This is a genomic window from Candidatus Cloacimonadota bacterium (assembly GCA_019429305.1).
Lineage (GTDB): Bacteria > Cloacimonadota > Cloacimonadia > Cloacimonadales > JAJBBL01 > JAHYIR01.
This window is the reverse complement of sequence record JAHYIR010000038.1, coordinates 1-10,318: the sequence shown is the minus strand read 5'-3', so window position 1 is coordinate 10,318 and position 10,318 is coordinate 1. Positions and strand designations below refer to the sequence as shown.

7 protein-coding genes are annotated in these 10,318 nt (G+C 41.0%); 1 reads left to right on the top strand and 6 read right to left on the bottom strand.

Annotated elements, in window-relative coordinates; translation table 11 throughout:
* Positions 1-531 precede the first annotated feature (531 nt).
* Positions 532-1,443 (top strand): DMT family transporter, encoded by a 912-nt coding sequence (locus K0B81_09260; GenBank protein ID MBW6516783.1) that lies wholly within the window; start codon positions 532-534, stop codon positions 1,441-1,443.
* A 450-nt stretch (positions 1,444-1,893) separates the two neighbouring features.
* On the opposite strand, the gene glmM is transcribed toward K0B81_09260, so the two are convergent.
* The 6 genes from glmM to mnmG form a co-directional block, all read right to left on the bottom strand.
* Positions 1,894-3,237, bottom strand: a complete 1,344-nt coding sequence (gene glmM / locus K0B81_09255; protein MBW6516782.1) for a phosphoglucosamine mutase — start codon at positions 3,235-3,237, stop codon at positions 1,894-1,896.
* A 33-nt stretch (positions 3,238-3,270) separates the two neighbouring features.
* Positions 3,271-3,783 carry a hypothetical protein gene (locus tag K0B81_09250; protein MBW6516781.1) on the bottom strand — a complete coding sequence of 171 codons (513 nt, stop codon included), beginning with the start codon at positions 3,781-3,783 and terminating at the stop codon, positions 3,271-3,273.
* 103 nt (positions 3,784-3,886) lie between these two features.
* Positions 3,887-6,871, bottom strand: a complete 2,985-nt coding sequence (locus tag K0B81_09245) for a BamA/TamA family outer membrane protein (GenBank protein ID MBW6516780.1) — start codon at positions 6,869-6,871, stop codon at positions 3,887-3,889.
* Between the two features lie 42 nt (positions 6,872-6,913).
* Positions 6,914-7,051: a hypothetical protein gene (locus tag K0B81_09240; protein MBW6516779.1), complete on the bottom strand. Its 138-nt coding sequence runs from the start codon at positions 7,049-7,051 to the stop codon at positions 6,914-6,916.
* A 322-nt stretch (positions 7,052-7,373) separates the two neighbouring features.
* Entirely contained in the window at positions 7,374-8,282 is a 909-nt protein-coding gene (locus tag K0B81_09235) for an MCE family protein (GenBank protein MBW6516778.1), read from the bottom strand.
* 344 nt (positions 8,283-8,626) lie between these two features.
* On the bottom strand, positions 8,627-10,318 hold a 1,692-nt coding region (mnmG, locus tag K0B81_09230; protein ID MBW6516777.1), incomplete at its 5' end, for a tRNA uridine-5-carboxymethylaminomethyl(34) synthesis enzyme MnmG.

The window sequence follows — 10,318 nt, the reverse complement described above, 5'->3', positions numbered from 1 at the left end:
GAGAAAAGATTTAGACGCTCCCGCGGAAGGAAAGCAAGCATTGGACCACGAATGAACACGAATAAAAAACAATAGACACGGATAAAAAACAAAAAGGATCTTGTAATGCATTGTAGGGGCGACCGGTGGTCGCCCTTTTTTAATGCTCCGGCATGCTACTCATCACTAACGTTCCGGGTTTTTTGAAGAGTATAGCAAGCTTTAAAGATCATGCCCTGTAGGGGTATGTCATAAGATAACCAGATACTTCAGTGTCTGGAATAGGATGGATCTATTACCGCCAGCCATTCAATGGGTCTTCGGCCCATTGCCTGCGACTAAGCAGGCTATCATATGGCACCGATGACTTCGTCGAGCTCGGTAGCAGCCACAATGAAGCAATTTCCTCGGTTCACGAACCGCCTTTTTCTTCACAGATTAAAGTATATGTCACAGTAAATTAACACATTACTCGCACAAATTATAGTATCTATTCTTGACAATAGTCCTTGGATTATCAACAAGTAGACAGCAAAAAATGACGAGGTTAGCTTGAAGGGAATTAGTTATCTATATTGTTTCATAGCTGTTTTTTTCTTTTCTACCAATGAGTTAGTAGGTAAACTGATTGGAACTGGTATATCACCGGCAATGATAACAATAGTCCGTTTTCTAATCGGTTTTATTGTTCTCTTGCCATTTACAACTTTTTTTGAAAAGAAAGGATCGCTTACCTTGAATCTAACCGATATTATAAGAATTAGTCTCCCGGGGATAGTCAATGTTGTCGGAGCAATGCTTTTCCTGCAACTGGCAGTTTACTACGGAAAGGCATCAACCAGTGCCATCTTGATCAGTAGTAATCCGATCTTTGTTTATTTTTTTGCGACTGTTATCCTGAAGGAACGACTTTCCAGGGGAATGCTTTTAGGCATAGTTCTTGGTTTTTCGGGAATCATCTTTGTTATCAGGGGAGATTTACCCTCGCTAGTTACAGGTACCAACCCCTCTTTAGGTCTCTTTTTTGGAGTTTTGGCATCAGTTACTTTTGCTCTGTTTACTGTCTTAGCGAAAAAACAGATCCTGATCTATGGAAATCTTCTGTTTAATGAAGTTTCTTTTGTTGTTGGCGCTCTGGTATTACTCGTTGTTAGCATCATCATCGGTCTTGATATGACGTTTGTTATTAACGGAACTAACATAAAATATATCATCTATCTCGGCTTGTTCGTCACTGTGGCTGCTTATGTTTTTTACTTTGCCGGGCTGAAGAATATATCAACCGGTAACGGTTCAATGATTTTTTTTCTTAAACCCTTTCTGGCTTCTGGATTATCTTGGTTGATCTTGGGAGAAAAGATCTCCGCTTTACAGTTTGTGGGGATTGTTCTGATCCTTGGAGGGATTTATCGGTGTATTGTTGATGAGAAAGGGCGAGGAAGAGAGTTAGTAGGGAGTAAATAGTAGGTAGGTAAGTAAAAATCGGAAGAAGGATAGCAAGTCCATTGGAAGCAAAGCAAGCAATTATTAACCACGGAGGCACGGAGGGCACAGAGGACAGGGAGAAAAGATTGAGACACTCCAGCGGAAGGGAAAAATCGCTAGAGAGAGGGAGAGACTAAGAGACTGAGCGAAAAAAAAGTAAGTAGTAGATAGTATGTAGTAAGTAGAAAAAGACCGGAAAAAGGATAGCATACCTTGAACAGTAGGTATAGAGCTCCGTACCATTTAGATGGGTGGTGGATTTAGATAATCCTGATCCCAGACACTGAAGTATCTGGTTATCTTATGACATACCCCTACTGGGCATAATTTTTAAAGCTTGCTATGCCACCCGCCGGTTTTTTTCAGGTCACTGGCAACAGGACACAGATCACTATTTTTCTGCTTTGCTGCCAATGAACTTGCTATTTCTTACTCCAGCAATTTTTCAACTGTTTGCCGGCAAAGTCTATCAGCTTCCTGTTGGTCGCTGCTTTCTACATAGACACGAATGATAGGTTCAGTTCCTGATTTACGAATATGAATCCAATGTTTATCACCAATGATCTTCAGTCCGTCCGTCTTATCGAGTTGCCGGTCATGGAATATCTTTTCGGCTTTAAACATAATATCATCAATACGTTGAGGTTCTACTTCTATCTTATCTTTGCAGATGTAATACTTAGGCAAGTGAGACACTATCTGTGCAAGGGATTCTCCTTTTTCTGCCAAGAGGGCGAGGATAATAGCCATTCCTGCCGGTGCATCGCGAGTATAATGCACTTCTGGACAAATAATGCCTCCATTTCCTTCACCTCCTATGGGACTTCCTATCTCCAGCATCTTCTTACCGACATTTATTTCTCCAACTGGAGTGCGATACACTTTAACTCCATACTCAGCCGCTATATCGTCTATACCCATAGAGGTAGATAGGTTAGTGACCATATCCCCTTTTGTCTTACTGAGAATATATTTAGCTGCCAAGAGTAGACTATACTCCTCGCCGATAGCTTCCCCTTTCTCCGAAACGATAGACAAACGGTCAACATCGGGATCGGTAGCAAAACCGATATCGGCATTGTGCTTTAATACACTCTCTGATAATTGTACTAAATTCCGTGCTAATGGTTCGGGATTATGGGCAAATATTCCTGTTGGTTCACTATTGATCTCTATCGTTTGACATCCCAGTTCTTTGAGAAGAGCCGGTGATATGGTTCCTCCGGCTCCGTTAACCGAATCGATAACGACCTTGAACTTTTTCGCTCTGATCGCTTCGATATCAAGATAGGATATGGTTAGGATCTTTTCGATATGTCTCAGAGAGGCATCATAATAGCATTCAACACCTTTTAGCTCTTGCCAAGAGCCATAAGTTATTGGTTTTTCGAGAGTTGCCAGGAACTTTTCTGCCTGTTCCGGGAAAAGAAACATTCCGTTTTTTCCACAGAGTTTGAGGGCATTCCATTCGGCAGGATTGTGAGAAGCAGTGATACATATACCACCCTCAGCTTCAGATTGTTCAACTGCTAATAAGAGAGTGGGAGTGGATACAATACCGAGATCTATGACCGAACTTCCGACACTTAGCAAGCCGGATATTACCGCATTCAGGATCGTTTCACCGCTGGTGCGAGAATCACGACCAACTATAATCGTTTTCCGCTTGCAAAAGATCCCGTAATGGGCTGCATATTTAAGAGCTATTTCCGGAGTTAGGGTATCGCCAAAGATACCTCTGATCCCGGAAAGACTGACCATTAGTTTGTTCATATTAACACCTCAGAGTGCATTGTTTATTTTACACTAATGCGAATTGACCTTCTTATTGTAACCATGAGTGGTTACTGAAGCTATGTTAATTAACTCCTTACACTTCCTCCTTTGTTGGCTTCGCCGAGCTCGGAAGCAGCCACAAAGAAGGAATTTCCTAGGTTCGACACATTCTGTATTATAGGCTTTAGTTTTTGCCTTTCTTATCATTTCAGACCGGCTGAAGCCGTTGATACTGCCGGCTAAACATCCCTGAAAGCAAGCTTTCGCAATTGAAAATGAAAAGTGTATAATACGACTGTCACTCTGAGTGGCACTTGGAATAGCTTCATACTTTTCTATCCAAGTGTTGTATCGAAGAGCGACATTATAAAAAAGATCATTGAATACACTTCCTCCTTCGATACATTCTGTCGTTAAGTGTAGCAAGAAGAATCCAACAGAACACTCAGGATGACAGTTGTCTTGAAGACTACATTCTTGATCAACACCATCAATACTTAGATTACTTTTCATGTAAAGCCAGCGTTCCAATATCCTTGACATTTCTTCTAATTAGTTTTTCCCGTAACCCATGACACATAACACTAAACTCTACTTTTATCTGTGTGTATCTGTGGTCCAATGCTTGCTTTGCTTCTTTTAGTTATCAGAATTCTTCATTAATACTGATATAGTACGTCGGCTTACTTGTATTTTCTAAATCGGTACTCCAAGCGACATCGAATTTCAGGACAAAGAATCCGAGATTGACCCGTGGTCCGAGCCCAAACCCAAGTACCAGATCTTTTAATCTTCCGTCTGAAGCGCCCTTAAAATCTTTATGATTATCCCACACGGCACCAAAGTCGGTATATACGCTACCCCGTAGCTGGTACAATGTCATGGGTAATGGAAAAGCCATTCTTAATTGATCTATAAAGGGAAATCTCAGTTCTAGGGTTGATACAGCTTTCTTATGACCCCGTTGCTCTTCAGTCAGTCCGCGAATACCATGATATCCATCAAGCCGGAAAGATTGTGGTCTATCACCATTACTGAAACCTGCAAACAGCCGAGCAGCTAATGAATAGCGTTTAGCAAAAAGGGTATAGCTTCTCAGATCGGTATGGGCAGTAAAGTAGTTATGATAATCAGTAGCAAAAGAGCGGTTTAGAGCCAGATAGGCTCTCCAGCCACTGAGCGGACCAGTAACTCCCCAGAGGATATTATCATGGACTATCCTGATCTGAGGAGAATAGATCAGGTCTTTATCGGTTCCTATCTCTTCCCATACGCCAACATAGGGATTCCATATTTCGTATAACTCAGTTCTACTATAGAGCAGATTTTCAAAATCGAGACGCCAGAACCGATTTAAGGGATAACGAAATAGGGTATAAATGCCGACATCGTTTTCTCTGACATTGATATATACATTAGGAACTGGATAGTAATAGAGAATATCATCGGTGAGATAGAATCCACCAAATCCGATATCTATTCTACGCGGAAGATAGAGATAAGTGAAAATGAAGTCGGAATCTTTAATTTTTCCGGCAATACCCAACTGGATACCGATCGTATGGTCTCCCATGACATCACTCAATCCGAGTTGCAGAGTAGCATACGTACCATACGTTGAAGAATAAGCTGCTCCACCCCAGAGCCGGTCGAGATAAAATCTAACCCGATAGGGCTCAATAGCTGGAACTTTAATCTCCTCCGGTCTCTTATCGAGAGTTATATCTCGTCTCACTCGGAAAAAGCTGGTTTCGGTTCTTTCGATATCATATTCTCTGTTTGATCTACGTCCCTCTTCATCGCGTCTTCCATAAAACTTAAAACGATATAAACTAAATCGTTCTGTGAAATCGTCTATTAACTCAACTTCCTGAGGAAAACCGTAATCCTGATAATCAAGATTAGCCAGTGGCTGATTAGCGAAATAGATATCCCAACCGTTATTATAAAAGGCAGAAAAAATTAGATGAGAGTCATTATAATTCAGATCACCACTGAATACCCCGTTCAAAGTACGGGTTACATGTGCTCTTTTACCGTTTTCGAGATCTATAATATGAAAATTGTTAACATCATATTCTTCCGAGATAAAAAGGATCTTCGTGCCGGTTGAATCCCATGCAGGTGAATGATTGCTAAATTCGTCAGTTGTGACCTGATAGAATTTCTCTTCATTGAGATCATAATAATAGATCTGATCGGTCAGCCGGTTAAAGATGTGTTCATATTTATGTTCCGGGGAAATAGTTCTTTCAGATGAAAAGACGATCTTGGTTCCGTCAGGAGACCAACGGGGTTGATGATCATAGTATTGATCAGTAGTTATCTGAGTAATTTCTCGCGTTTGAATATCCATGTAATAGATATTATTGCGCATCTCTTTCTGCCCTGAAAAAACAATTCTGTTCCCTTCGCGACAGATATCTATCTCATAGATAGCATCGAAATCGTACATTTCATGTGCTTCCAGTACTTTGCCGGTCGTAACATCGGCAATATAGATAACATCACCTGCCTTTGTTTTAGCCACGAAAGAAAAGCGTCTACTATCGGGAAACCAACTGATATTATTTCTCAGAAAGTGGAACTGCTCAAACCGTCCGGTAGTTTCCCCTCGCAGAATTAACTGCTCTTCAAAAATATCAATAGGGTATCCTCGCCAGATGCTCATTCTTTGGTTTCGGTTCGAAAAATAAAGATAATTTCTCCCATCCGGTGAGAAACGGGGAGCAAAATTGAAATATGACCCATCTTTATTGTGGTCGGTGCGTCTTTCATATTTTTCATAGGGAACAGTATGGGTCTGTAGATAAGGGGTATATTTTCGTAAAAGATGATTACGCCAACGGTTCTGTAAAGATTCAAAAGTCATCCCGAAAACTCGCTGTGTGGCATTATCAATAGAACCGGCTGTGCGGGTAGCAAAGAAATAGCGCATTACGTATTCCCTGCCATAGGTTTCGTCTATATAAGTTAAAAAAGATTCACCGAGACGGTAGGCATAATAACCACCAACAATTTCCAATTGATAGAGATAACTATTAAATACCATATCCATGATAAACATGTTGTTATAGTTATCTTCACCACCGATAGCGAGATATTCCGGAAGTCCCTCCTGAAACCAGAAAGGGAAAGTCATCCGCGGTAGATTAAAGAAACGGGAAGCTGTAAAATCACTATCCATTGCATTGATGTAGGCATGGGTCAATTCGTGGATCAGGGTCTCTTCCAGTTTTTTATAACTACCATCATAGGGAATGACAACTCTATTATGAAGCGACTCAGTGAAGCCACCTACTCCTTCCGATAGAAGTTGATAGATGATATTAGTGACCTGAAATTCACGGTGTGACTCGTAAAAGATCAAAGGTATTCTGGTATACAGCGGTGTCTGAAAAGCATCTTGCAGATAATAGTATGCCTCTTCCGCCATCAGGGCAACTGTTTGTCCAAATTCATCAGCACCTTTGGGAAAATAGATATCAAAATGAATGGTCTGCATTACTGACCATTCCAGTTTTTCAACTTGAACCTTATTCTTGCCAAAGGTATAACTTAACAACGGTATTATCAAGAGAAATGATAATAAGACAATTAGTAAACTTTTCTTGATCAATGAATCCTTCATATTTATTTAACTCTCTTTATCTTCCTATCTTACTATTTTAATTTACATCTTCAGTCGGTGTTCCAAATCTTGCTCTACTTCCAATGGACTTGCTACCCTTTTCTCCTTCGATACATTCTGCTGCCAGTTAAAGCAAGAAGCTCTCAGCAGAACACTCAGGATGACAATAATTAGTAACATAGACTTTAGTCTGTGCCTTATTACCCTTTTCCAGACCGGCTAAAGCCGGTGAACCAGCCGGCTAAAGCCAGCGTTCCGATAATTTCATACACTTATTTCTAATACATTTTTTATCCGTTTAATCTATTTTTGCCGTCAAATCCGTGTTCTATGTTCTTCCTGCTATTCCTTCCGCTGGAGCATCTCAATCTTTTCTCCGTGTCCTCTGTGCCCTTTGTGCCTCCGTGGTTAATGTTTTTTCAACTTGCTTTGCTACCAAAGGACTTGCTTCTCCTTCCTTTGGCTTCACTAATAGCTAGTACCTGATAACTAATAACTCTTTTTAAAATAGTCTAAATTGAAAGTACCTTCTCGGATTCTGCCTGATATCATAGAGTAGAGAATCTATCTGCGCTGTAGAATCCAACAGCTTGTCATAAAGCTCTTTTTCGGTTAGTAGATAGTGCAAAGTACCATCTTCATCGTTCAATTTGGTTACTAAGGGTTCAATATTATCGAGCAGATTATTCAGCTTTTGCAGAATATCCTCTAAATCATCAACACCTTGGGAGATATTCTGGAAAGTACTTCTAATATTGGTTTCTTCATCACTGAAAATTGCATTTAATTCACTCGTAGTTTGATTGAGATTAGTGACAATACCTTCAATCTCATCGTAATTATCGCTGAAAAATTTGTCCAGCGACTCCATTACTTTTTTGGAGGATATCACTGTATCATGCAGATTGGTAAACAGTTCATCCTGCATCGCTATTCTAGTTATCATCTGATCCAAATTACTGATAATGCCATCAATTCTAGGAATAAGGGACGATAGACCGGCAAGATTCTGGCCGCTAAATATATGACCTTGCGGCATCATTTTCGGTGAAATGCCCGGGATAATATCTACCTGACGATTACCCATCAGATCAGAATCACTGATATAGAATTTGGTATCGATCGGTAACTGGAAATCAATATCGACCAAAAGATTAAGGATCACACCTCTCTCAGTCATAGTGATGCTCTCGACTCTGCCACTTCTCACACCAAAGAGGGTTACATGATTGCCTGGCTCAATATTACCGGCATTGAGAAATCTAACCTGTATCAGAGTGTAACGCCCCTGATTAAACCAATCTCTTAGCCAGCCATAACCGACAAAAAGTATTATCAGGGCTAAGATCGTTACTATTCCAACCCGTAACTGAGTTGCTCTCTTATGAGGATAATATTCTGTCTCTTTCATCTTACCTCTTCCGGTATTTTTATAATGTTAACTATAATCTTGTTCTGAAAAGATAAGAAATATAAGGCGATATTGTTTCAAGTTTTTTCTTTCTAACTAAAGAATAGCAGGAAGATAATTGACCACGGAGGTACAGATAAAAGACTAGGTTTTAGATGTTAGGAATTTTGGGATAATATGGAAAAAAATAAATAGAACACGGATTTAACGGAAAAAGAAGATCAGACGGATAAAAAAGAAAAAGTGTATGAAGATATCGGAACGCTGGCTTTTGCTCAGTCTCTTAGTATTTTCTCTCTCTGTCGATTTTTCTATTCCGCTGAGGCATCTGTGTTAATCATTTTTCATTCGTGTTGATCCGTGGTTATTTTTTTAATCCTTTTTTTAAGATAAACCAGTAGAGCATTAATATCAGTATAATTCACCCCGGAGATCCTCGCTGCCTGCCCTATTGAAACTGGCTTGATCCGGTCCAGTTTCTCCCTCGCCTCTGTAGCAATAGTCTTGATCTCCATGTAATCCAGATCAGCTGGTATTGTAAGATTCTCAAACACTTCGAATTTTTTTATATCTTCGTCCTGTCTCTTGAGATAGCCTTCATATTTGATTTCCAGAGTTATTCTCTCTTGGATCTCAGGTGTGACATCTCGCGGAATATGATAACCATACTCCCTTAAGTCGCTATAATTAATATCGGGGCGTTTCAATATATTGATCAAACGGGTCGGTTCTTTGAGGTTATTGTTTTTATTTGTGTTCTTGGTTTTCAACTTCTCCAGTTCCCGCTCCATTATCTGTTGCACCTGTTGAAATCTTTGCCATCGTTGTTCAGATACCAGACCAAGCTTATATCCAATCGGCATCATTCTCTCATCGGCGTTATCCTGCCGTAAGGAGAGACGATACTCTGCCCGAGATGTGAACATCCTATAGGGTTCATGGGTCTCTTTGGTCACCAGATCGTCTATCAAGACCCCAATATAGCTTTTACTGCGGGAGAAGGTTAAGATCGGCTTTTTATCGAGACTGAGCACAGCATTGATCCCGGCGACCAAGCCCTGAGCTGCTGCCTCTTCATAACCGGAAGTCCCATTTATCTGTCCGGCAAGATATAGACCTTTGATCCGGTGAGATTCCATAGCTGCATCAATCTGACCCGGCAGTACAAAATCATATTCGATGGCATAACCGTAACGAATGACCTTTGCCTTCTCCAGCCCCGGTATCGAGGCAACTATCTCCTTCTGAACGTCAGGTGGCAGACTGGTTGAGATGCCGTTAACATAACCTTCATAAGTCCTGAGCCCCTCTGGTTCGACAAAGATATGGTGCCGTTCGCGTTCAGCAAAACGGACTATCTTATCCTCTATAGAGGGACAGTATCGGGGTCCTCTTCCCTCTATCTTGCCACCATATAGTGCTGAGCGGTGCAGATTATCCTTGATCAGTCGATGCGTTTCGGGAGTTGTATAGGTCATATAACAACTTACGCTGTTTTTGACCTTGATATCACGATAATAAGAGAACCCTTGTGGGGGTTCATCACCAGGTTGCTCGATGAGCTGAGAATAGTCCATCGTTCGCAGATCTATGCGTGGTGGTGTGCCTGTCTTGAATCTGCCTAATTCAAAACCCAATTGTTGCAATGAGCCAGAAAGATGCAGGGCAGCCGGTTCTCCCGACCTGCCACCACTATAACTGTTCGTGCCAATATGGATCAAACCATTGAGGAATGTTCCACAGGAAACGATCACTTTCGGAGCATAATAACTCTCGCCGAGATTGGTTTTGACTCCTGTAACCTGAGAATCGGTTACCAAGATCTCATTTACTTCCGATTCCTTCAGTTCTAAGTTTTCCTGCTCTTCAACTGCACATCGCATCTCGATAGAATATTGCAGACGATCATTTTGGGTTCTTGGTGCCCATACTGCCGGTCCTTTCTTTTTATTGAGCATGCGGAACTGGATACCTGTCAGATCGGCGATTCTCCCCATCTCACCACCGAGGGCATCTATCTCACGCGCCATGTGCCC

Excerpts from the sequence above, each read along its gene's own strand:
- glmM (MBW6516782.1), bottom strand. The coding sequence starts at position 3,237 with ATGAACAAACTAATGGTCAGTCTTTCCGGGATCAGAGGTATCTTTGGC.
- K0B81_09240 (MBW6516779.1), bottom strand. The coding sequence starts at position 7,051 with ATGTTACTAATTATTGTCATCCTGAGTGTTCTGCTGAGAGCTTCTTGC.
- K0B81_09235 (MBW6516778.1), bottom strand. The coding sequence starts at position 8,282 with ATGAAAGAGACAGAATATTATCCTCATAAGAGAGCAACTCAGTTACGG.
- K0B81_09250 (MBW6516781.1), bottom strand. The coding sequence starts at position 3,783 with ATGTCAAGGATATTGGAACGCTGGCTTTACATGAAAAGTAATCTAAGT.
- K0B81_09245 (MBW6516780.1), bottom strand. The coding sequence starts at position 6,871 with ATGAAGGATTCATTGATCAAGAAAAGTTTACTAATTGTCTTATTATCA.